The following is a 24,230-nucleotide window of genomic DNA, read 5'->3' as shown; positions in this document are numbered from 1 at the left end:
GACAACTTCAGACAACTTCAGACAACTTCAGACAACTTCAGACAACTTCAGACAACTTCAGACAACTTCAGACAACTTCAGACAACTATATGAAAGGCTTTTGAAAAAAATTTCCTCATCGAAAATTTTTACAAGGTATTTTTTTATATTATATTCTGTTTTCCACCTAAAATGATGATTTTACCACCTGAAACCAAAGAAAAATGCATGTCACCTTGCATGCTTTGTTGGCTTTCCCCAAAATGACAAAGCCCCCTCCACCGGTCTTCAAACAATGCCAATCGATCAACAACAATCTGGCTTCTTATCTAACGGATTTGACTTAGCTTCCCCTTCAAATGCAGCCTTGTCTAGAGTTATTCTACAAAAAACGCTGCTTTAAGAATACGCACAGACGAAAAACATCCCAATGCATAAAGTTTTAACCGCACCTCAAACAATGGTATTTTACGACACAACGGGATAAACCATTGTCTTACAGATTTTCTCGTATCACTCTCATTCTGTTTCAAGAATTTTCCTGACAAGTAAAAAATGCCATCTAAGAGAATTCAATTACTCACCATGTGTTAAACGCATCACCAATCTTCTCTAGCCAATAGAGCACCCATTTTGAAAAACGAACGCTTTTTGCACACTCTCTCTACCAAAAGAGGGAGAGCACCATTTTGCCTTTTCTCTCTTTAAATAAACATATCCGTTGATCTCTTCCTGCCACCTAAAAGGACGAAGATTTTAGCCTCACATCGGTTTGTAAACAATCCAACTACTCTAAAGGGATTCACTCTGCTGCTCACTTATATAATTCACTTGCATAAGGCTTAACCAAGCAACCCCTCCCCTGAATATATGTCTCTTCAATACTTAAATGGATCAAGTATGGTATGTCTTATTTTCCTTATATCACCACCTTCAATAATAGTGTTTTAATGACGGTGTTTACGGTATAACAGGATAAAATTTTATCCATGGGCTTTTTGTCATCGCCCACCAGCGCTTTAAACCCAGCGCTTTAAACCATGTATCACAATATCACAAAAGGGATCATTTTGTATAACATATTGATTTATCAGAAAAAATCTATGAATAAAAGAAGATTTTTTGTTCTCTTTTTCCCCTACTTTCAATAACCACTGTCTTGATCCTCTAAAGAACAATAGGCAAACTTACCTTTACACATCCAATAAAGGCAGCACAAAAAATCAAAGAGAGTTCAGTTTTTTTCTAAAGCGTCTCAAAACTTTCTACACAATATATTCTATAAGAATTTTTTTCTCATAACAGACATTTTGCAATCATTTTTATCTCTCTCACACAGCTTTCATTTTCAGGCTTTGACAGCATAAACCACCGCCATATTGACAGGACGTGTTTCATCACCCCCTGTTTTTTGCAACAAGACCTTATGTTCATGCTCTCCCGCAGCCTTCGTTAACTGATCTTGATTGTAGACTAGAGCCATATCTCTTTTATATTCACCGAAATTCGTATACCAAACTACATTGTCAGTCACTGGAAAACTATGCTGGTGTTTGCCTGTCGAATCTGTTTTTCCCTCATGGGTATGAGATTTAAAAGACTCTTCTTGTCGACTTCCCAAGAAACGTCCTTTATCAATTTCTTTTCCACTATCGAGCCCCCGTAAAAACATTCCACGAAAATCGGAAACATTGAGTGTAGTTCTCCCGTCTCCTTCCCCCCATGTTTCCCCCAAAAGAGCAAAGAGATTTGCATAGTTCTTTCGCGAATATTCTTTACCATCACACAGCAACCATCCAGAGGGTACTTTTTCTGTAGCAAAAGTCCCAATAAATCCAGAAGAAAAAGTTTCAGGAAAAGGAGGAAAGGGAGGGATTTCAGGAAGTTTTATAGTAGGATTGGTTAAAAACCAGCCATAAGTATTTTTTCCGGCAATATCACACGTATAGACGATTTCATAAAGCCCCCCTTTTGAATTTCCCCCCTTTAAAGGCATGATACCCTCTGACGTTACCATATAAGTTAGTCTTGGCGGCAATTGATTTAAAGAAACATTTGTTATTCCTCTGTTGACGCCTTGTGCTTTAAAGCGCACAACAATGCCATCCATATAAGTATCAAAAAAAGACTTTGTCGCCAAACGAAGTGATGTCCTCTCGTTTTCCACATCGACAGTAAACTGTGTTTCAATCCCCCCATTATCCAACAAATATTCTTTGATCCGTTGCATCATAGCGCGAGCACTATCATTAACTGAGCTTGGCGGTTACCCTTCTGCCCAGTTTATACTCTCATCGGCATAAGCATTTTCTGATGCGACAATTGACCAATCATAAATCGAACTCATAGAAGATACTCTTTTTTTAAAAAGGGAAAACGAGCAAAAAATGAAGAAAAGAAAGCCGCAATTTTATTTTTAGATGCCGGTATTTTCTCCCCTTTCATTTTCTCCATTTTCAGTCCTATTTTGTCATAATCAACATGCAATAATTTTGTTTTTGCATTGACATAAACAGCTTCAGGCTTCACACGCAACACGTCTTGCGCTATAACGCCCTGATAACGTTGTGGATTTCCCTTATAATTAAAGGTATAAAGTGGATATCCCTTTTTCTGCCCCACAGGAATAATATTTTCTTTTGCTCTCACATCACAAAGCCCTAAAATTCCTCCGACCAATCCAAGTACTTGCTGCGCATCACGCAATGGATCTTTTGTCACAGAAGGCATTGTTGTGGATTTTCCTGAAGTCGTTCCGTAGTTTCCAGCAGCCTGTGTTCCTATCTGTAACAAGCTTTGCAATCGGTTCCAATCTTGATTATCTTTTTCTGACCATTTTTGGCGTTCAGCATCTAAGACATTTTGACGGTTTATATCTTGAATCATGCCCCCTTTCAAAGCATTGCTTTGCACATTACTCTGTCCTTGATAATAGCTATTTGCCGCATTAACCTGATCATTCAAAGAGCGATCAATCATCTGGTTTGCATTCATCATATTGTTAATATCTTGATTATATTGCTGTGCTGCAGCATTTGTTGCCAAGGCACCTAGTTCATCGGCCAGCACACCAGTATGAGCCCCAGAGCCATAACGTCCTGCCCCAGACATCGATTGATTAATTGCATCGGAAGTTTTATTCAGAGCATTTTGCAATGCAGTATTAAATTTACTATTGCTTCCAATCCAGCTTCCCTTAGCCATACTGGAAAGATTTGTAGCGCTATTGGTTGGTGCATTCAACCATTGCGTTACCGTTGGATTGTTATAGAGCCCTGCTGCTTGTTGTAAACCAGTCAAAGCATTTTTTGTCATATCGCTAAGACCAGCAACTCTGCCTCCCTGATAAACGTTTCCGCCAATTCCTTTATTATAAAGTCCAAGTGCATCAGCACTGGCTTGTTTAAAAATATCAGCCGCCCAAGCAGGTGGAGCATTTGTTTGTGTTGTTGTCTGCACTTGAGGTGTGGTTTTTCTACTCATGGCTTTAGAACCTTTCTATATTGAATAAGATTACGAGAATATCCGTGTTGAGCGAGCCTTTTCGCCCATCCAGTTCTTCCAAACATGTGCATTTCTTCAGCATTAATTGTTCGCGCCCATTTTTCGACTTCATCAATCAATTTGACCAATTTCAGCCCTCCCTCTCCAGCAAGATCTGAGAGAACGACGCATTTTTTCCCCGTATGAGTTATTTCAACTTTGGTTATTGCAAAAGCACTAAATTGGATTTTATTTTTTAAGACCAGCCATAATTGTGCTTGTCCTGTAGTGATTTCTTCAGCAATTTTTTCCAGACAAACATCATCAGGAAAGCGCTGAGCATATTTTTTCAATGCAGCATTGAGTGCCTCTTGATAGGAAGCTATTTTTTCCCATGGCCATTGCTCTGTCAAATGAGCAGAATACAAATCTTGACTATCTTGTATCATAACTTTAGCTCTTTTAGCTTTATCACTCATCTCCCCTTAAATAACATCCCCCTACGCCTTTCTCATGTTCCATGCTTACCGCACAACTTTCAAAAAGAAGGATAAAACAAAAGAAAAGAAGCCCCATCATCCCTTTGTCACAACAAATAGGAAACTTTCTTCTTTATCAAATAAGCCATTGTGCAGTCTATTTTTCCTTCATCGCAGAAAAGCATGAAGCATAACGCACCACCTTGTTCCTTTATTTATAAAGGCTTTGGCCTATCGCATACCGGCTCGCGTTAATTCCACATCAAATCCAGTAACATGAGACCAATTCACCCCTTCAGGAATGCGCAATTTAAAGCGATAAAACCGTGCCCTTGCGCGACAATGAATTTGTCCAGTATTATAAGAGGGCTGTTTTTCTGGCAACCAAACAGTTTTCTCTTCAAGAGATTGTCGAAAGCGCATTCCCACAGATAAATAAAACTTTCCACTATTGACTTGAGGCATAATATTTTTCACCCGTGTTATCATGCCATTTGTCTGCCCCATTTCTTGTGATGTCACGACACAAGCCATAGCCCCCCCAGAAAACGAACCGAGCCTCCCCTGTTGATCAAATGCCCCCAGAATAGGTGATTCATTTTTCCAAACTTTACTATCGAGAGAAAAGGACAAATCATCAATATTCTTAGTCACAAAATCAAGACCTTCTAGGGTTGTTCCTGCTAAGAAAATAGGCAATACCATTTTGATATCCACAAGAGCTTTTGTCCATTTTTGCAATCCCCAATCATAAATGAGCAAGATACGTTTATGAAGGTTCTCATCAGAATCAACCATCCAATAAACACGATTATACACCCCATCGATAGCCGCAGACATGGTATACAGATTATCCTGCCTTGATTTTGCGGTCATCGTTCGATCGACTTTTTCGAACCCAATGGGTATAATCTGTCCATCATTTGTTATTTGATAAAAACCGCCCTCATCGGCAAAGAATGCTAAATCGCCCCGACAAACAATCGATTCAGCATTTTTTGCGCCTCGTTTATCGTGAATTTTTTGGAAACTAAAAATAATCTTAGAGCCAGGGATAAAGGAACCAGCATAGATTGCAGAACGCATAAAGATAATTGGATTTGTTGTCTCGGTTGCCCCTTGGACGAATCCGCCATCAGGAAAATCTTGATAATCGCAACTTTTTTTCCCCACGGTCCAAAATTCAGCATCATTTAATCCAGACCAATGAACCCGCCTTGGATGCTCGGTTAATTTCATCAAACAAACAAAATCTCCCCAAACTCGAACAATCCCTGCTTGTGGTGGATTTCCCCCTAAATTTCTAAATTTTTTATCATGATTAATATCAATCACTTGTGGTTTATCATTGGCATTCACCGCAATGATAAAATCACCAAATAAAGCAAAAGACCACGGAGCATCGATATTAGCAAGATAAGATTTTCCTTTTTGGCTAATATCTTTCCACGCCATTGTTGTATTATCAAGCAAGAAGATTTTTTCTCTTGTCCCAACAATAATAGAAACCCCATTTTTTGTTTTAACCGCAAGAGCGCCTAAAATTGGCTCAGGACAAGGCTCTGATAAAGGTTCAAAACTTGGCATAGGGATATAGGAGCCATCAGCCGGTAGCACATTAACAAGTTCATCAGTAAAAATTCCATTGATATCCGCCACATCGGGTCGATAATCAGCGATTGGGAAAAAAGCCATCAAGACCCCCATAAAATCTTTGAAGAGCCTAGTGTCATTCAAAACACCAAGGCTTATTGATAAAAAACCACAAAAAACCTTAAAAATCTAAAGGCATAAAATTCAACAAAACACACAACCTTAAGTTGATCAACGCATCAAAAAAAAAGATACCATAAATAATGGCATACCCAGCGCCATCCACCAGCTCTTCACCATCAATTCCCAGCACTCATCCAACCATAAGGGACAAACCAGCCATAAACGATTTGGAAAAAAGCTTTTTAAAAACTCATTGGGCGAATCTTTGAAGAACCTTTTCGGCGCGATGTTTCAATGCGCAAAGCTTGAAGCTGTTCTTGAAAATCTCTGAAAGAAACGGCGGCATATTCAGGATCTTTAAGAATATTTTTATAAAGTTCATATTTTGCCCGTGCTTTAATAAGATCAAAAGCATAAATCAACCAAGGATTATCGCTTTCTTTCAGCTGTTCATCGGCAAAATGAACAGGAGCATAAGAAAGCTGTACAGTTTCCACATGTTCTGGTGTTGGAAAGAATCCTATTTTTTGATCAAGGCACGTATAAAAGAATGGCGTTCCTAGCGCAGGATGCATACCATATTGTTGATGCAACACTTCCAAGGGCTTAAAGAACAACTTTGTTGGTGTTGCATTCTTTGTTGCTAAAAAGACGCCCTCCAAACTCTTTTCTGATCCAATAAAAACTCCCTCTTCTTGCCCATACCATGTTTTACCACTTTGTGTTTTAAACGTCCTTTTTCTTTTTTCATTAAAGAAAAAGGGTTCACATTCACACAAACGCAAAGCCGTAAAAATTGAATCTTGAATTTGCAGAGAATATTCCGCTGTTGTATCGTCAATTTCATCTTGAATAAGCGCGACCATATAAGCAAAAGTTTTAGAATGGTCTGAATGTGTAAGGTTTAGATTTTTGGGATCAGTGGATAAAGTGGTCATAAGCCTGTCCTTTTTCTGGAAGCATTTTAAATTTTTCCCCCAACAGATCCCTCTTGTTGGGGGAAGTTCGCAAACATTCGCTTTAAGCAGGTGCTCCATAAGTTGGAATGACGATAGTGCCAAAGTCCTGAGCCCCTTGCGTACTTCCTGGCAAGGTAAAGCAAGTTTTTTTCATACCAATAATGGTTTTTGCCGCGACCCCGAATTCTCTTTCATAGTCGAAGAGTTCTTCCACCAATTTATAGCGTGTCGCCCCTCGATCTTTACCAAAAGCAATCACAGCACTCTGCGCACCAAGTAGAACAGCACGACGCACATTTGGTACAGCTTTATTTGCCGTCCCAGATTCGACTCCTTCGGTAATATGTTCAGCTTCGCGCAAAACCACACCATTATACATGCCCAAAGATCCATCATAGAGCGGATTTTTGATACGACTTCCACTATAGATTGCCTTGGTAATGTCGAGCCATTGCCCCGCATCTGTATTGGTTCGCAACTGCGTCACTTGGGTTGGATGAAGATAAAGCACATAGACATTTTCCCCATCAATCCGCACGGGTCTAATTTTTGGATTTGCCAATTTAGCCCTTTCAACAGCTTTATCAATGAGGCTGAGATCAAAAACATCGTTTGATTTTAAATCTTCATCTTTTGTTTTTCCATTAGGGCGCACGATGCGTTTATCGGTTGGCGCGGTTGGTGCATTAAAACCATAATGGACAGGTTTAAGAGTAATCGTACGTCCCTCAAAGTTAATAGCTTTTGCAGTATATCCACACACTTGAATGAAGAACATCATACTCAAACGATCGGCATACCAATCAACCAAACCATTTTTTGCCTCGGTACGCAAATCATGGAGAATTCGTTGTTGATCAATCGTTCCCTCATTTTTGACACGCACGGCATGAACGAGTTCATTTATTGCCAAGCGATCATTGAGAAACTGTAAAGCTTCTTCATTGCCTTCCAATGTCTGCCCTTCACTCACCCCATCGCCTAGCAACTGCACACGCAAATTAAAGCTAATGGCATCCCCACTTGCTTTCGTGGTTTCATCCTTTAATTGTACGATACTGTTTGAATCATTTCCAATCAACGGTGCAATCGGAATTGCTTTTGAGACTTCTTGGTTTAGTAATTTAGACCATGTGCGCACTGCCATTGGGTCATTAAGTCCGATATAAGTTACAGTCATTTTATCCTCTAAAAGTTTTATTGACATAAAAAACCCGGCAAAGCGCCGGTTGTTAAAACACCACATTTCATTTCAAATGGTGAATAGGTTGTTCGTGTGTTTTATCTAATTTCTGTTAGCTTCTGCCTCCCCCTTATAAGAGCTCTCCTCACCAGATCCGTGCTTTGAGAAATCCCCTTCTTCCCCCTCCGCCAAAAGCCTCTCCACGTTCCCGCCCCCCCGCATTCTTGTTTTTAAAATTCTCTTCCCCCCATTAAACGATTAAAAGAGACTTTATTTTTAGGATCAGAAACCCAAGCGCTAAACTCTGCTTCTGACATTTTATCAAGCATCTCCAAAGAAATCGGCCCATTTGGCGTCAAGCCGTTATAAGCAGCAAGTGTACGTGCAGAATTGTGTCTTTCCTGTAAATTTTCATCCATGTTATTGGGAACATTTGTGTAGCCAATTTTTTGTGCAATAGAGTAAATCACTTCAGCCGGATTTTGATTTTTTTTCGCACAATCGCGCAAGATCTGTTTCAACTCATCACCAATCAACGCATCAATATTTTTGGGATCTGCCATCTCAGGATAGAGCGAAGCACAAGCTGCCAACTGTTTAGCCCGCGTTTCATAAATAAAATCAGCTGCTTGATCAAAATCATGATGTTTTTGTTTAACACTTGCAACAGACTGCTGATAGAATGCATGCAACTGTTCTGCTTCGCGAGCCAGAGAAGGTTGTTGTTTTTCATTAACAAGTCCTTGTTTTTGGAGTGTTTTTCCCAACCATTGCATATAGCCCATAAAGTCTTTTTGCGGATCTGGCGGACCATCTTCTCCCCCTTGAACCTCTTTTCCAGCCTTTTGCGAAGAATACTGTTGTTGATGCGTTTGCCCTTGGAAATTATCTTCAAGAGTTTTTTCTTCTCTTCCAATTTCACCATTTTCTCCCTCTTGTGTTGAGACCAGAAAATCCTGTTTCAATTGGTTTTGTTCTGCCGGCGTTAAGTGTTCTTGATCCATGACGTTAGCCTTCTCTTTTTTTTAAACAATAAAATTAAATTTTTCAGATAAAACAGCCTGAGAGCATTTATCCCCTTAATGCTTACCCATAATTTTGGCTCCAACATTCCCACCCCACATGGCTCCCCCACCATAACGATAAGACTCTATCGAACATTTTCCCCAATACACACTGTCCAATAAAACAGCTCTTCTGAGATAAAAAGAGGCGACATTGCACGACATCAGCAACATGGGTAACTATGGAAATTGTTTAGATAAGCAACTTCTGATAGATGAAATTCATCTGAACGAGCACACCATAAAGCATTCTATTGTTGAGCCTTTACTGTCTGCAACATCTGCATTATCTGCTCTGTTCCCACATTACCCCCCATCTGCGCTGAGGCATTTTGCTCTTCTTGAAGAGAATTTTGCGCCTTTATCGCAATTTTATGAATGAGTGAGGCTGGTAAAGGTGAATAGCGTAAGAGATCAAGCATAATCTCAGGCGTTGCAAAATTTTGCATCAAAGGAAGCAGTTGCATAATCAGTGCAAAAGTACGCTCTTTTTCATTAAGACTTGTTGGCGCATCATCCACGACAATATCATATTCCAAACTTGTCACCATTTCGCGTGTCAGTGGAACATACTGGGCATTTTCATCACCAGCAATACGGACCAGCCGCCCATCGGACAGATAATTTTGAATAAGATAGAGAATAATTTTCCCCTGTCGTTGCCGATATCGACGCAACCCATCAAAAAAGGAAGCCAAAAGATTAAGTGACGATTGTCGCCGTTGTTGTTCAAGAACGCCAGGCTGATTGACAGCTCTTGTCCCAATAAATTCAGAAGACAACCCCGTCACCTGTTCAAGTGCGCTCTTTGCTTCATTAAACAATTGGAAAAACCCTTGCGGAAACTGAGCCACGGGTTTAGGCTGAATTCTTCCCCCAGACACAGCACCACTTTTCAACCAAGTAATGCTATCGGCTCTAGCCCAACTCTCGAGGGCTTGTCGATCATCATCAAAAGCATCGCGTTCTGCCATAATTCCGCCTTTTGATTGGCTATTGAGCAAATGCATCACTTGACTAAAATATTTGTTTGCCCACCTTTGGGGATCTTTTGTTGGTTTAACAAGTCCATAAAAATGCCGGCTTAACTTATCAAAAGTACCGGTAATACATTCCCATCCCAATTGATTGTGTGGGACCAAGGGCTTATCAGGCGCTTCGAGCAGCTTTCTGCCCAAAAATGCCCGTTTGACAATTTTTCTGTTCAACCTTGTTGCTTGAACATGAGGAAAGGTTTTGCTTAAATTTTGGAAATCCTGCTCTGAATAATCGATAAACTTTCCACTTTGAGGCTCGAGAACTTTATAAATCACCTCGCGTTCAAACCAGCGACATTCTACCAATGTCACCATTTTAGGACGTTGATAGGTGCCTCCCTCTTCCCAGTCTTCCTGATATCCCCTCTCAGCTTGATAACTTTGTGTCATCCCATTGCTGGTTGAATGTAAAAAACTCTGATGTTTAACCCAATCAGCATGAAGATCACTCCAATGAACATTGGGAAACATTTCCTGAGCCACAGCAAGAGGTTTTTCATCAATATACCATAAACGTTGTGCGTCAATAAGATTAGGCTTAACAGCACTTGCATCCCACACCATTTTCATAGGGTCTAAGCGTGAAATGATTGGTTTTCCTTGCGGATCTTCTTCATAATCAAGGCGTGTATCTGTCCACCCCATTCCGCAAATAATTGCATCTTGAAAGGCATCGGAATCTTCGTATTCCCCATCGGCTTCATCACGAAACCACTCAGCCGCTCCTGTCAGAATCTGGTTCGCAAAGGCTGCTCCTTCTTGTCGTGGAATAAATTGAACTTGTCTTTTATTATTGCGCTCAGCCCCAATCACGGCATTAATTAAAGGCGCAATACGGTTAAAAGTCATGACCGGTCTGTTTTGTTCGTTCAAAACAGCAAGGTCTTGCTCATTCCATTGCCGTCCATTATAAAAATCGTAATCTTCTTGGGCATTTTTTCGCCATTTTTCGACATGAGCAATATCATCCTGATACCACCCCACGAGTTTTTTAAAGAGTGCTTGATTTTCAAGCGTTTCGATTTGATCAAAAGAAGAATCTGTAGAAATATTCATTAAAAAGCCATCCATGAAGTTTGAGAATGGTGAAACGAGCGATAAGTATTTTTTCGCGGTCTGGTATTTGGTTGTTCATAAGCCACACACATCAGTCCAAAGGCATCGGCCCCATGGCTAGCCCAATCATGTTCAGCCCCCAGTCCGATATTGCGCTGTTCGTCGCGCTTTTCATGATACCAAGCGAGTGCTTTTCTGCCTGCACATGTCGTTTCACGATTAAACCATAGTGCAGGAAACAATCGCCTTACGGCTTCGATACGCATTTTCACAGCGCCTGTTCCTTGATTAGGAATCACTTTGGTTTGAAAACCGGCTTGTTGAAGTGCACTTTCAAAACTCACATTATAGACACGATCTTTTGTTGCGCCATCATGGGGCAAAACCATGAGAGCCTTTTCATATCCCCTTTGAAAGACCCAGCCCACATGCTCTGAGAGAGGCTGTCCTTGGGCTTCATAATAATCGAGCACTCGAATTTCCCGTCCAACAAATTGTGCGACCCACAATGCGGTAGCATCGGCCTTTGCTCCTGTTCCACCGATATCCCAAAAGATTCTCGTCTGGATCAAAGGATCACGTGGAACGGTGGTAATCCGCCCTTCCATTTCGGCTTCGAGAAGACATTTCTGATAATAAGCCCCTTGGACAGCTTGGAGATATTCGCCTTCCCAAATATGGTTATACTGCTCTGGTCTTTGCTGCAAATCGTCCATACGATCACGATTGAGTTTTTCAGGAAATTGCGGATTATCACGCCAATTAATTTCTGCCCCTTTGATATGAGGATTATCGACATTTCGGAAACGTTTTTCCACGGGTGCATTTTCATGGCACGGGTTCCATGTGACCCATAATTCTGCATTCCAATCTTTTCCTTCTTCGCGCAAAGTTGGAATAAGTGTTTGCCAAGCAGTCTCAGTCACCGGCTCTGCTTCATCGACCCAGCAAAGGAAAACGCGCCCCATTGATTTAATACTTGCGATATTTCGATCAAGACCGGCAAACACATAGACAATCCGTCCATCTTTTGATTTAATATATTTATCACCAATGTCATAATAGCCTTGTAAAAAAGGATAAGATTCGATAGCGCGTTTAATTTCTTCCAAAGAACTGTCATTGAGAGAATTTTGAAATTGCCTTGCACAAAGAATAATCCCGCGTTCTCCAGCCATTCCATGGCGATATCCCACAACAGCCGACATCAAAGCAAAAGAACGTGTTTTTCCAGAGCCCCGTCCTCCCCAAGCAGCTCGCACATCTGCTTTTCCAGTAAAAACAGGAATAAGCTTTGGAATAAGAGCTACTTGAGCCGTTTTCTGCCCCATTTTTTGAGAAATTTTCTGCACAATTTTCATTATAAATTTTCATACTTTAGCAATAATTGCGCTTCACCCTTTTGCTTATCCCAAGTTTAATGATCCCAGAGTAATTGAAGGAAAAGAGCAATTAAACGAAAAACACCCTTCTCAAAAGCAGCGCTTTATCTTCTCTTCATCCTAATACGCAATAAATTTCACTTTTTTACATGAGATCCCCTTGACCCCCACCTATGCGCCCCAAGCCCCCAAGGCACAAAAGCCCCACCCCCTCAAACACCGCACCTGTCATCCCCCAACCACAAGCACGGTATCCCCCAACCAAATCATGGCCTAAGCACATGGCTCTCAGGCATGTCCAAAGCCCAACATCCTCCAATATCATGCCTCTCAAGCATCACCAATCCTCACACTTGTCTATCCCCCAAGATACCCCCACCAAATCACATGCATCACGCAAGCATAACACTTCTCTCAAGTTTCATGCCCCTCACCCATCAAAACACTGTTCCATATCCACCACACAAATACCCTGCACCAAATTCCCTCCAGCACACGGGCCCTTACGGCATCATTCACCAAAGCCCCTTCCCAATATCACGAGCGCCCACAAGCACGATAGCCTCCGCTTCAATCCCCTCAAGATAGGCAATCACCAAAGCAGCCCCCTTGCAAGACATCACCCCACATCACCCACCTCAGCCTAACATTTTTCAATATCACAAGCCTCAGTTATCGAGGTATCACACTTCTCCGGTTCACTATTTTTTTACATTCACTGGTACAATCTCGATACGCAAAACTGTTTTTGATATCTCCACACCTTCAATAACGAGAAAAGACCAAACCTTTACAAAAAATCCAAAACAGTAGATAACATCACGCCCTCTAAGCATCGTACCTCTCGAGTATCACCTCTTCAGCACACGCCCCTCACGCATCGCCATAAAAGCATCTTGCCGGCCCCCCTTCAAACAGACCACCCCAGACGCCATGTACCCCCAAAAAACACCATATGCACCGAAGTCTCCTCCAGTCCACGTCCTCATGCTTCCCCCACCAAAGCTTAACAACTTCACAGCTCACACGCCTAAAGCACACGCCCCTCACCGCAATTTCAATCATAAGCTTTCAGACAAACATCTAGCATCCCCGTTCAAAGACAATATCCCTTAAACATCATGTGCCCAACCCAACATTTTCTCGTAGCTTCAAGCCTCCGTTGCTGAAAAATCACGCTTCTCCGGTTCGCTATTTTTTGCATTCACTGGTACAATCTCAATACGCGAAACTGTTTTAACCTGCCCTTCTCCAGTCCCCTGAAGAGGCAACACTTTTGCCAGCAGCGAAAAAAACGGTACGGGATTATTGAGAGCATGATACTGAAGATAAGACACCAGCCCATCTTCACCATAGTGATATCCAGCCTGCTCCGCCGCTATCAGAAGAGCTTCATTAAATCGCTTTGTTGTTTTATTTAAAGCCCCTTTTTTCCGCCCTCTTCGACGTAAGGGAAGACAATGTTCATCTACCATCATCATGTTCCTTCCAACTAAAGAGAAACCAAAACCTCAAGCACAAAAAATGACATAAAAATCAGCAAGGAAACCTCTAACGCAACCAACAATTAAAAAAATGGAACACACCCAAAAAGATAAAAAAACACGCACAAAGCACAAAGCCTCTGCTCTTTTTTACAGATTCACATTTTTACGCTTTTACATCATTACAGAACGCAGCCAAATGAAACGCTCACATCACTACTCCGCACCGTTCTGTAAACACGGGTCTGTCAACAATCTGATTTCTCGTCTATCAGATTCCCCTGCTAATTATTTCATATGGCTATCCCACACTTCAAAGAAGGCTGTTTCATCAAACACGCCAGATAAGCTCAAATCTACAACTCGACTTCAAAAAGCAAATTTTCCTCTGCAGGATAAAGCTTCCACCCCGCACCGGTTTTAAACTATAATCCAACCTCTTACCCAGTAAATTCCCCTACTAACATCAGATTACCGCCCCCAAACATCCCTATTTTACACTATAACCGTATAGCAAATATTTTAATTTTCTTGCCAATCTTCTGAAACTACTTTATTGATGAGCTTGTGTTTTTGATCGTCCACGCAACGGTCAAATAGGGAGTTGAAGACCCGAAAACTCGTACATGAATTTATCCCGCTTTGCGGATATCCCGGAATTCCGGGAGTTTTTGCTATGTCCAAGTGCTTCCCAGCACTAAAAGCAAAAAAGCTGATTCGAGTTCAGTATTTTCAACCTCCCGGAATACCAATGCGAGGGCGCTCGCCCCCAGCGGGGGGCTTTAAGTGCCAACTAAAAATCCAGATTTCGCTCTTTTTTAAAAAGTACCCAATCTTATAGTCTTTGAAATTATTTTGATTTTTCTTGCCAATCTTCTGAAACTACTTTATTGATGAGCTTGTGTTTTTGATCGTCCACGCAACGGTCAAATAGGGAGCTAAAAGCCCGAAAACTCGTACATGAATTTGTCCCGCTTTGCGGATATCCCGGAATTCCGGGAGTTTTTGCTATGTCCAGGTGCTTCCCAGCACTAAAAGCAAAAAAACTGATTCGAGTTCAGTACTTTTAGACTCCCGGAATACCAATGCGAGGGCGCTCGCAACCGGAGGGGGCTTGAAGTGCCAACTAAAAATCCACATTTTAATGACATTTTGATCGGTAAAAGAATCCGTCACAGACGCATTTCAATGGGGCTTTCTCAAAAGGAATTAGGAAGCCATTTAGGTGTCAGTTTCCAACAAATCCAGAAATACGAAAAAGGCTCCAATCGTGTAAGCGCAGGATGTTTGCTCGAAATTGCTAAAAAACTAGCAGTTCCTATTACCTTTTTTTATACTGATATTTTTGCAGAAGAAGATATTCCCACAAAGGAAAATCTCTCACACCATGGTCAAGACACCACCAGCGAAAAAGAACACGCCCTTTTGAAAAACTTTAGAGAACTCCAGCCGAAAAAACAAAAAGCAGTTTTGTGGTTGATTTCTGATTAGACAAAAGCGCACCTACCGACATCCCTCGCCAATATCCCCCTCTGCCTAAAGCCTTGCCCGTCTGATATCACCACATCTCAAAAAACGGTTTACGGCACCGGTTTACGGCATCATAGGATAACAAACTTCAAAATAGGATAAAAACACCAAAACCTTGGAAAAACATCCCCACCCCTCTCACAGAATCTTATCAAGAGATCTCTTCTGATTTAAACGCACAATTCCGATTGTATCATTATGATACCTTTTTACATTTACCTTGTCAAGTTTTTATATTTTTCTTTTGATATTTTTGTGTTTTTCTTTAAGGGAGCCACATCCCTCAAAACACCTTTCCTGCAAAATGCCCCTCATACAAAACACAATGTCTAAAACAATAAGAGCTAAAATAGGATTTTTCCTAAATAGGCATCCCTCTAAATAGGCATCCCTCTAAATAGGCATCCCTCTAAATGGGCTTCCCCCTCTAAATAGGATTTCCCCTCTAAATAGCCTTCCCCCTAAATAGGCTTCCCCCTAAATAGGATTTCATTGTATTGCTCATTCACCCACTTATTAAAGAAAACATTTCTCAATGCTTCTCACACCCATTTCACGGATATCCCCCATACAAATATAGACGCAAATATAATTGTTAAATTCCGCATAGAATATAAAAGCCAACCACGATTTTTCTCTCTTCACATCTCTTTACACATCCCCCTTTCCATCTGTTCACAGCTATTCCAAAACTCTCCTCTCCAACCAACGCACGAACAGCACTCTTCATTTCCCCTCCAGTTTGCATAACTCTTCGCCTCGTCCCTTCCTACACCACTCCATACCATGACAATATATTGATTTATAATGATAATTTATCGTCATTGATATTGATTGAGAGTTCCAAACATCGTAAGATTCTCTCATTTCAAATCTCTCCCATGTTGAATCAATCAAAATCATTCGCTTCCACGTCAAAAGAGAGGAGAGCCCGTGTGGATAAAAAAACGATTAAGAAAGGAATAAAAATAGCTCTTATGAACCGTCTCAAGTGCCAAGGGCTGTAGCCAATACCCACGAGCTAGCAAATATAATGATGATACCGGCTTGCTTCTTCACAAGCGTAAAGATAGGAGTGCTCAATGGATTTATCATTATACCATGACCAAAAACACGCACAATACATCAATCCATAAGTTTTTCGCTTCACTTTTACAGATTCACATTTTTACGCTTTTACATCTTCACAGAACACAGCCAAACGAAACTCCCAAACCACCACGCGACAATTTGATAAAAACAAAACACCTTTCAACAATCTCAAACAACAGATTTCCGTAAAGAGTTCATATGAATTTGATTGTTTAGATCTGACTATTAAATTGGCATATAGAACCGTAGAACAGAAAGTAATTTTCTATAAGACAGAAATGATAAAAGCGCTATATAACTGAGACAGAACATGAAGAATTGCGAACAGATAAAACGATATCTCTTTTCATTACAATACTGAAATTGTAACCGAGACGACTGGTAATTGTCAGCTGAATATATAATTTTCACATCTGTAAATTTTTATTGATTAATTCAATCCCAACATTTCCCCTGAAACACATTTCTTCATTATCTACTTCTTTGAGACAAACCGGCAAAGGGGTTTCATCTATTATAAGTACGGACATAATAACGCGTTACTCCAACCCCATCATAAGAAACCATAGACAGGATACCTGTATTTATTGGTGTTATTTGATAAGTCAAGATTACACCATTTTGCTGTTTGTTTGGTTGATCTGTATAGATCACGTTATATCCATTCCGTCGCAAGAGATCAATAAATACAGGAGTAAAGTTGTCTTCTGTTTTATTTTTTTTCACAATAAGTGTTGTTGTAGCGGGCGGTAAAGGTTTTTTAAGATTACGAACAAAATCGTTAGCAATTAATTTTACATCATCTTTCGTAATATTTGGACTGACATAACTTGATGAATAATTACCCATAGATGCACAACCAGCCACCAAGACAAGAGGCAACGGAAATAAATATTTAGACATCGAGAGCCCCCCTATAAATTGTATTCCTTTTTGAGAAGCTCCTACACCAGAAATAAGAGCATCCTTTCTAAGAATAGCCTTAACAACATATTTCTTTACAATCAAGCGTTAGTTAATCACTTTCTCACTTGTTAAAAAAACGACCATCATCTCTCATAGTACTCAAAGCTTACGCTTAACATAAAAAATATATATTAAAAGTACACAAAACATATGCAAAGAATGTAGTATACATATAATATATTTATACTTATTTTCATGATTTTCTGTATTACATATTATTTAAGACAGATTTATCATTAAAGCAGCACAAACATTGGATGACTTTCCAAGCAATAAAAATGATATTTTTTATCCCCATAACATTGAAATTATCACGTGATCGAAGAGTAATTATTGTTTGAACACTTAGGCTTTTACGAGCCATTTAGATCCCGACTTCCCTACTATCTACCAATTTGTACCGATATTGTTTCTTTTGGTTTTTCATTTACGCTCATCATTAGCTATTTTATGTGTTTTTTGAAACAATTATGAAGGTCTACCCTAAAACAACGAATGAAATTTCCCAAATCCCACGCGACAATTTGATAAAAACAAAACACTTCACAACTTAAATTCCACTGGCAAGCTTATCCCCACCCCTTTTCATTTTTTCTCCATCCCAAGGGGGATATCTACCCCTCCACACATCATCCTTCATCCCTTCGCACCACCACCTCTTATCCACACTCTCCTAACCTATCCATGCGCACTCTCTTCATCTTCTATTCCCCCTTTTTTCCCCCCATTATACACTTAACAACTTAACACCCCTCTTCCTCCCAAGCGTCCCCCTCCATTCACGAAAACTCTCCCCCCATTTATCTCACCACATTCCACGCCAGACAAAAGCCCAAAGTGACGAAAAACACGCACAATACATCAATCCACAAATCCTTCGCTTCACTTTTACGGATTCACATTTTTACGCTTTTACATCTTCACAGAACAAAGCTAAAGGAAAGGTTTACCACCCCACACTGCTCTATAAACACTGGTCTGTAAATGAACCCAGCTTTTTGCCCAGGCAATCACCTCCCCACAGTCTTCAGACATCCCTCCTCAAACGACAGCACTTCATCAGGCTCAACAAATCAAGTCCTATCCTGAATATTCTAGCTCTTCACTCGCCCCTCAAAGAGCGATGTTTCTACATCATGAACAGGATAATTAACGAACCGTCTTAGAAAAAAGAAACGGCATGGAGATATTAAATATATCAATGGTCGTCATCGACTGTCGTGTTAAGAGATGTTAACTCTTTATTTTTCTTAATTTTTACAACGCCAATCATTCCCGTGGAAATAATTAATGTAGACATAGCTAAAAAGGAGCTTAACACTCCCACGAGTGCAAAAAGTCCAGCAATAAAGCCAGACACTGCTTCCGCAGAGTTTGCTAAAGTTGAAAAGGTTCCAAAACTCTTACCAAAATCTTCACGACGAGAGTATAATTGAACAGCTGAGACTAAACCAATATCCACAAAGGCACCAATAAATCCTAAAACAAATGCTAACACGAGAAGGAATTTTAAATAAAGTTCTGCTGCTAAAGGCATAACAAACAGAATACCTCCATAAAGAAGCCAAAATACCATGAGCTTCAACGATGTAATCTTGAATATAATTTTACTATATAACAAACCACCAACAATAGTTCCAACAGCCATAAGAGAAAAAATATAACTAACAAGGCTTTCTTCTCCCCCTATAGAGAGAACAAAAGCTGGAATTAAAAATCTTAAAATTGCACCAGTAAAGAGAATAGCAAACGACGAGCCAACAAGCGTAATAAATAAATTATTATTTTCTTTAAAAATATATTTAAGATAGGAAGTTGTTTCTCGATAAATTTTTATAAAATTGAATGGTTTATTCTCATTTGAATTTAAATTCATGAGATTAAACAACACGATAATAGATATAAAATAGGTAAAAAAATCAAAAATGAGTACTGCCGATTTATTTGCTAAAAAAAGCAGTAGGGAACAAACCAAAGGACCCATAACGGATGCAGTTTCCTCTATAATTTGTGCAATGCTATTTGCCTTTGTCAGATCCTTTGCTGAAAACATCCTAGGAATAGCAGCTTGAAAACTTGGTTGGAAAATACTTCTTCCTATCGTTGTACATATTGCTGCTAAAATAAGCACAATAATATTTGCAGTCCCTGTTATAGTGGTTATAAAAACGAATAATGAGGCTAATAATCTAACAAATTCACTTAAGATCATATTTTTCTTCAAAGAAAAATTATCCGCTAACCAACCTCCTATAGGGCCAAAAAAGAGAAAAGGGATAAATCGAAAAAAATACACAAGACCTGTAAAAAAGATGTTATCTGTTAATTCTAAGACCAGTAAAACAAAAACAACTTCATAAGCATAATCACCAACTTTAGAAATAAAGAGAGAGGAAAAAAGAGCTAAAGGACTCTTTTTTAAAAATAAATTCATATCAACCATCCGATATTAAACTTTTCTACAGTTAAAGTTGCACTCCCTTCAATACAATTGGTGATATGAACTTCAAAAGAGTTGTTTACTCTAACAAATCGCTTAGTAAGTTAAGTGAAAACTTTTAAAGAAATACTTCTCTTGATATAAGCATTTAGACCAATATCAAGTAATATAGTAATTTTTCTTTCTTATTTGCTTTAAAAAAGAAAGAATGTAAAAATTATGAGATCAAAATCTGCTATATTAGTACACTGACTTCCAGCCCACGTCTCAAAAAATGAAAATTCCCAACCAGCACTGGTCTACAATCCCACTTCAAAAAGCAGCTTTCCCCACAGAACAAAGCTTACACCCAACCGCCCCTCAAAAGACAGCACTTCTCAGGCTCAATAAATCAAGCCCACTCTCCTTAAACCGCCATCCTTCACCCCTTCGCACCACCCCCTCTTATCCACACTCTCCTCCTATCCATACGCACTCTCTTCATCCTCCATTCCCCCTTTTTCTCTCCCGTCACACACTTAACAACTTAACAGCACTCTTCCTCTAAACTTCCCCGCTCCATTCACGAAGGCACTTCCCCCCCATCCTGTCACCACTCCACGCCATGATCAAAAACACGCACAATACATCAATCCATAAGTTTTTCGCTTCACTTTTACAGATTCACATTTTTACGCTTTTACATCTTCATAGAACGAAGCCAAACGAAACTTCCAAACCACCACCCCGTGCTGCTCTGTAAACAATAGTCTGTAAACGAACCCAACTTTTTGCCCAGCCAATCCCCTCCCCACAGTCTTCAGACACCTCTCCTCAAACGACAGCACTTCATCAGGCTCAATAAATCAAGCCCTGCCCTCAAATATTCCAGCTCTTCACTCCCCCCTAAAAGAGCAGTGTTCTACAGCATAATAGAATAGAAAAATTCTTGATTTTTCTTGCCAATTTTCTGAAACTACTTTATTACTTAAAGGGTGAGTTTGGTCGTATACGCGACGATCAATAGGGAACTGAAAGCCCGAAACCTCGATACATAAGAATGAACCCACTTTTGTGGGTGTCCCGGGATTCCGGGAGATTTTGCTATGTCCAGGTGCTTCTCAGCACTAAAAGCAAAATGCTGATTCGAGGTCAGTGCTTTCAGGCTCCCGGAATACCAATGCGAGGGCGCTCGCAACCGGAGGGGGGCTTGAAGTGCCAACTAAAAATCCACATTTTATCGACATTTTGATAGGCAAAAGAATCCGTCATAGACGCATTTCAATGGGGCTTTCCCAAAAGGAATTAGGGAGCCATTTAGGCGTCAGTTTCCAACAAATCCAAAAATATGAAAAAGGCTTCAATCGTGTAAGTGCCAAATGTTTACTGGAAATCGCCCAAAAACTAGATGTCCCCGTGAACTTTTTTTATGCAGACCTTGCCACAAAAGAAGATCTTTCAACAAAAGAAACTCTCTTACACCTCGATCAATGCACCTATAACGAAAAAGAACACGCACTTTTGAAAAACTTTAGAGAGCTCAAATCTAAAAAACAAAAAGCAATCTTGTGGTTGATTTCTGATTAAGCAACAGCGCAACGATCAACATTATTCGTTAATCCCCCTAACATATAAGATTCAGATCACGACCCCTCAAACAACAGCACTTCATCAGGCTCAATAACTCAAGCCCTGCCCTCAAATATTCAACACACACGCGCACAAAAATACCTAAATGTGGAAATTGATATGCCTGATATCAACCTCAAAAAACATTTTTTCACAGCATAACAGGGGAATTCTTGAGATAAAAAAAATATTTTCATTTTCCAAATGTTTTCATTTCTCTTGCCAATTTTCTGAAACTACTTTATTACTTAAAGTGTAATTTTGGTCGTATACGCAACGATCAATAGGGATTAAAAACCCGAAGACTTGACACATAAATTTATCCCGCTTTGCGGGTATCCCGGAATTCCGGGAGATTTTGCTATGTCCAGGTGCGCTCTAGCACTAAAAGCAAAAAGCTGAGTCAAGTCAGTGTTTTTAACTCCCGGAATACCAATGCGAGGGCGCTCGCAACCGGAGGGGGGCTTGAAGTGCCAACTAAAAATCCACATTTTATCGACATGTCTGATTAAGCAAAAGAATCCGTCATAGACGCATTGCAATAGGGCTTTCCCAAAAAGAATTAGGGAGCCATTTAGGCGTCAGTTTCCAACAAATCCAAAAATATGAAAAAGGCTTCAATCGTGTAAGCGCAAAATGTTTGCTCGAAATCGCCCAAAAACTAGAGGTTCCCATGAGCTTTTTTTATGCAGACATTGCGACAAAAGAAGATCTTTCAACAAAAGAAACTCTCTTACACCAAGATCAATGCACCTATAACGAAAAAGAACACGCACTTTTAAAAAACTTTAGAGAGCTCAAAGCAAAAAAACAAAAAGCAATCTTGTGGTTGATTTCTGATTAAGCAACAGCGCAACGATCAACATTATTCCATTCATATCCCCCCTTAAGTCGAATTCAAACCAGCTTCCCCTCAAACAACAGCACTTCATCAGGCTCAATAACTCAAGCCCTGCCCTCAAATATTCTAGCACCCCACACCCCCTCAAAGAGCAGTGTTTTACGGCAGATAGGATAATCAGCTGCATTTTTGTTGTCACTTATAATTTTCCAATGACTTTTGAATGCCTCTATTAATCTTTTTTATAGCACTTTTACTCTTTTTAAAGCTTCTTTCTCTGCTTCTTCTTTTAACTTTATGTCATTGGCGCCTTCGTACCTTTTTATTGTTTTTTCAATCTGATCATCAGTCCCTGCTTTAAAGACAATCATTGTTTCAAACGGACGAAATAATGACGATTGCGAAATATGAAACAAGATATTCGTGCGCAAATTGCTTGGATCAAACTCGCTATCCAATCTTCTTTCTAAGTCATCGATAGATATCGCTTTTTTTGACATGGCAAGACCAATAACATCGCTATTTTTCTCACCAAAATCTTTCACTTTTAAAAGGTTATTTTTAGCGCCATAAACTGTCGACATATTCATGACTTCGTCAAGAACTAGAGCATTGCTGCCAAAAATGAATACAAGATCACGCAAAGAACAAGCTTTTTGAAAATAACAAGCATTGTACAAACGTGAGGGAACCCCAAGACAGTTGACTGCTTGTCGAATGATTTTTATAGCGAGCTCATATGATTTTTCATCTAAACGAAGATCACGAATGTCTGGAATGTAGATTTCTTGTGTTTCTTGTAACGGTGCAACTTCACTGTTTAATGCACGATCAATAAGCTTTTCTAACCAATTGTAACTCTCAACATTATCCTGCTCTCGGACAAACGATCTGATCTCTTCTAAAAGATTGTCCAGCCCACACTCTTCTCTAAAAGCACGCTCTCTTCGATCACACGTCATCGTAAATGTATGGGTATTTTCTCGTTTGTCCGGTATAGATGATGCTTCAATTTCTGGATCATTCACTTTAAATTGATCAACGCTTTCTCCACTTTTAACAGATATCGAATGCTCACCTCTAATAGTATCAAAAACTCTCTCCCCTTGCTCCTCCCTAAAAGAAAAGCCTTGTTCAAGAAACATCTTTAATGGATTGGAATCATCCGGTGTTAACGACATACGCTGTATTAAAGAGTCCAAAATTTTCTGTTGAAGCTCAGCATCACTTATTAACGAATCTTTCCTATCCTCATAGAAATCCTTTAAGCCTTCAGGAATACGCCAATTGTAACTCTTCACTCCCTCTGCAAACCAGCTGTTAATTAATTCCTTGTTTGTGGCTAATTTCATGAGATTATACCCCCCGCTTAAATTTCAAATGATCCTCTTTATCAATAAATTCCAATACAGTTTTTATTAATCCAATACAGTTTTTATTAAACTTCTTGAAAAAAGTTCATTATCTTTTTGTTTTACTTAATATTTACCATATTATAGTTTATTGATAAATAACAAACTAAAAGTAAGATATAGATGATATCTTTAATATACACCTTCACTTAAACTTGCTTTTATAACAACGAATAGCGAAAATTTTAACCAAAAACAGGTTAGGGAGCTTGTTTTTTCAAGTCTTTTTCTTGATTAAAAAACCGCAAAGTAGCAAACTTGATCGTGAAGATAATTATGTTCCATCATCTATTAGCCACCGATATAGAGTTGTGATCAATCAAACAGTTTTAAAAAACTTTTAGCAAAATTTTAAAGCAGAAAAACGCACGTCACCGAAAAAATGAGAGAGCCGTGCATTTTACGCATCCTCCACCTTTTGCTTAAACAGCAAAACTCCAACCCATCGTCAAAATATCTTCGTCTAAAATCCCCCACACCCCCCTTCAAAGAGCAATGTTTTACGGCGGATAAACGGCA

At 39.7% G+C, this 24,230-nt stretch carries 20 protein-coding genes and 2 pseudogenes; 3 read left to right on the top strand and 19 right to left on the bottom strand.

Annotated features, from left to right (window positions below):
* Positions 1–356 precede the first annotated feature (356 nt).
* The 15 genes and pseudogenes from ACFIKO_RS03355 to ACFIKO_RS03285 form a co-directional block, all read right to left on the bottom strand.
* Positions 357–512, bottom strand: coding sequence for a hypothetical protein (locus ACFIKO_RS03355; protein WP_155914997.1), 156 nt, complete (start codon positions 510–512; stop codon positions 357–359).
* An 815-nt stretch (positions 513–1,327) separates the two neighbouring features.
* Positions 1,328–2,326 (bottom strand): annotated as a pseudogene (locus ACFIKO_RS03350) (phage tail protein).
* Positions 2,323–3,462, bottom strand: a complete 1,140-nt coding sequence (locus ACFIKO_RS03345; RefSeq protein ID WP_375673274.1) for a tail fiber domain-containing protein — start codon at positions 3,460–3,462, stop codon at positions 2,323–2,325. The pseudogene ACFIKO_RS03350 and the gene ACFIKO_RS03345 overlap by 4 nt, the downstream one beginning before the upstream one ends.
* A complete protein-coding gene (locus tag ACFIKO_RS03340) occupies positions 3,459–3,941 on the bottom strand; it encodes a hypothetical protein (protein ID WP_375620228.1) in 483 nt (160 codons plus the stop codon). Before ACFIKO_RS03340 ends, ACFIKO_RS03345 begins: the two co-directional genes overlap by 4 nt.
* Before the next feature lie 231 nt (positions 3,942–4,172).
* The gene (locus tag ACFIKO_RS03335) at positions 4,173–5,636 is read right to left on the bottom strand and encodes a hypothetical protein (protein ID WP_375620227.1); all 1,464 of its coding nucleotides are present in this window, start codon (positions 5,634–5,636) and stop codon (positions 4,173–4,175) included.
* A 79-nt stretch (positions 5,637–5,715) separates the two neighbouring features.
* Positions 5,716–5,847: a hypothetical protein gene (locus tag ACFIKO_RS03330; RefSeq protein WP_375620226.1), complete on the bottom strand. Its 132-nt coding sequence runs from the start codon at positions 5,845–5,847 to the stop codon at positions 5,716–5,718.
* A 52-nt stretch (positions 5,848–5,899) separates the two neighbouring features.
* Positions 5,900–6,595 (bottom strand): hypothetical protein, encoded by a 696-nt coding sequence (locus ACFIKO_RS03325; protein WP_375620225.1) that lies wholly within the window; start codon positions 6,593–6,595, stop codon positions 5,900–5,902.
* Positions 6,596–6,677: 82 nt separating this feature from the next.
* On the bottom strand, positions 6,678–7,796 hold the full coding sequence (locus ACFIKO_RS03320) for a N4-gp56 family major capsid protein (RefSeq protein ID WP_375620224.1): 1,119 nt from the start codon (positions 7,794–7,796) through the stop codon (positions 6,678–6,680).
* Positions 7,797–8,029: 233 nt separating this feature from the next.
* A complete protein-coding gene (locus ACFIKO_RS03315) occupies positions 8,030–8,803 on the bottom strand; it encodes a hypothetical protein (RefSeq protein ID WP_375673271.1) in 774 nt (257 codons plus the stop codon).
* Positions 8,804–9,114: 311 nt separating this feature from the next.
* Positions 9,115–10,956 carry a portal protein gene (locus ACFIKO_RS03310; protein WP_375673269.1) on the bottom strand — a complete coding sequence of 614 codons (1,842 nt, stop codon included), beginning with the start codon at positions 10,954–10,956 and terminating at the stop codon, positions 9,115–9,117.
* On the bottom strand, positions 10,956–12,317 hold the full coding sequence (locus ACFIKO_RS03305; protein ID WP_375620221.1) for a PBSX family phage terminase large subunit: 1,362 nt from the start codon (positions 12,315–12,317) through the stop codon (positions 10,956–10,958). Before ACFIKO_RS03305 ends, ACFIKO_RS03310 begins: the two co-directional genes overlap by 1 nt.
* 166 nt (positions 12,318–12,483) lie before the next feature.
* Positions 12,484–12,672 carry a hypothetical protein gene (locus tag ACFIKO_RS03300; RefSeq protein ID WP_375673267.1) on the bottom strand — a complete coding sequence of 63 codons (189 nt, stop codon included), beginning with the start codon at positions 12,670–12,672 and terminating at the stop codon, positions 12,484–12,486.
* Between the two features lie 367 nt (positions 12,673–13,039).
* A complete protein-coding gene (locus tag ACFIKO_RS03295; RefSeq protein ID WP_375673265.1) occupies positions 13,040–13,174 on the bottom strand; it encodes a hypothetical protein in 135 nt (44 codons plus the stop codon).
* Between the two features lie 15 nt (positions 13,175–13,189).
* Positions 13,190–13,327, bottom strand: coding sequence for a hypothetical protein (locus ACFIKO_RS03290; RefSeq protein WP_375673264.1), 138 nt, complete (start codon positions 13,325–13,327; stop codon positions 13,190–13,192).
* Between the two features lie 162 nt (positions 13,328–13,489).
* Complete coding sequence (locus ACFIKO_RS03285) at positions 13,490–13,813, bottom strand: hypothetical protein (RefSeq protein WP_375673287.1); 324 nt, start codon at positions 13,811–13,813, stop codon at positions 13,490–13,492.
* Between the two features lie 1,128 nt (positions 13,814–14,941).
* On the opposite strand from ACFIKO_RS03285, the gene ACFIKO_RS03280 reads away from it, so the two are divergent.
* On the top strand, positions 14,942–15,313 hold the full coding sequence (locus ACFIKO_RS03280; protein ID WP_375673263.1) for a helix-turn-helix domain-containing protein: 372 nt from the start codon (positions 14,942–14,944) through the stop codon (positions 15,311–15,313).
* Positions 15,314–15,947: 634 nt separating this feature from the next.
* Here the strand turns inward: ACFIKO_RS03280 and ACFIKO_RS03275 are convergent.
* From ACFIKO_RS03275 to ACFIKO_RS03265, 3 genes are all read right to left on the bottom strand, one after another.
* Positions 15,948–16,100: a hypothetical protein gene (locus tag ACFIKO_RS03275; protein WP_375620216.1), complete on the bottom strand. Its 153-nt coding sequence runs from the start codon at positions 16,098–16,100 to the stop codon at positions 15,948–15,950.
* Between the two features lie 851 nt (positions 16,101–16,951).
* A complete protein-coding gene (locus ACFIKO_RS03270; protein ID WP_375673285.1) occupies positions 16,952–17,347 on the bottom strand; it encodes a hypothetical protein in 396 nt (131 codons plus the stop codon).
* 1,261 nt (positions 17,348–18,608) lie between these two features.
* Positions 18,609–19,844, bottom strand: a complete 1,236-nt coding sequence (locus ACFIKO_RS03265) for an MFS transporter (protein ID WP_375673283.1) — start codon at positions 19,842–19,844, stop codon at positions 18,609–18,611.
* A gap of 1,200 nt (positions 19,845–21,044) precedes the next feature.
* Here ACFIKO_RS03265 and ACFIKO_RS03260 point away from each other — a divergent pair.
* A complete protein-coding gene (locus ACFIKO_RS03260) occupies positions 21,045–21,416 on the top strand; it encodes a helix-turn-helix domain-containing protein (RefSeq protein ID WP_375673262.1) in 372 nt (123 codons plus the stop codon).
* A 512-nt stretch (positions 21,417–21,928) separates the two neighbouring features.
* Positions 21,929–22,302, top strand: a pseudogene (locus tag ACFIKO_RS03255) (helix-turn-helix domain-containing protein).
* A gap of 239 nt (positions 22,303–22,541) precedes the next feature.
* On the opposite strand, the gene ACFIKO_RS03250 reads toward ACFIKO_RS03255, so the two are convergent.
* On the bottom strand, positions 22,542–23,651 hold the full coding sequence (locus ACFIKO_RS03250; RefSeq protein ID WP_375673261.1) for a hypothetical protein: 1,110 nt from the start codon (positions 23,649–23,651) through the stop codon (positions 22,542–22,544).
* Positions 23,652–24,230 lie beyond the last annotated feature (579 nt).

Origin of the sequence: Bartonella sp. TS82HLJMH (assembly GCF_042193495.1) — a bacterium.
GTDB classification, from domain to species: domain Bacteria; phylum Pseudomonadota; class Alphaproteobacteria; order Rhizobiales; family Rhizobiaceae; genus Bartonella; species Bartonella grahamii.
This window is presented reverse-complemented; position numbering and strand designations above follow the sequence as displayed.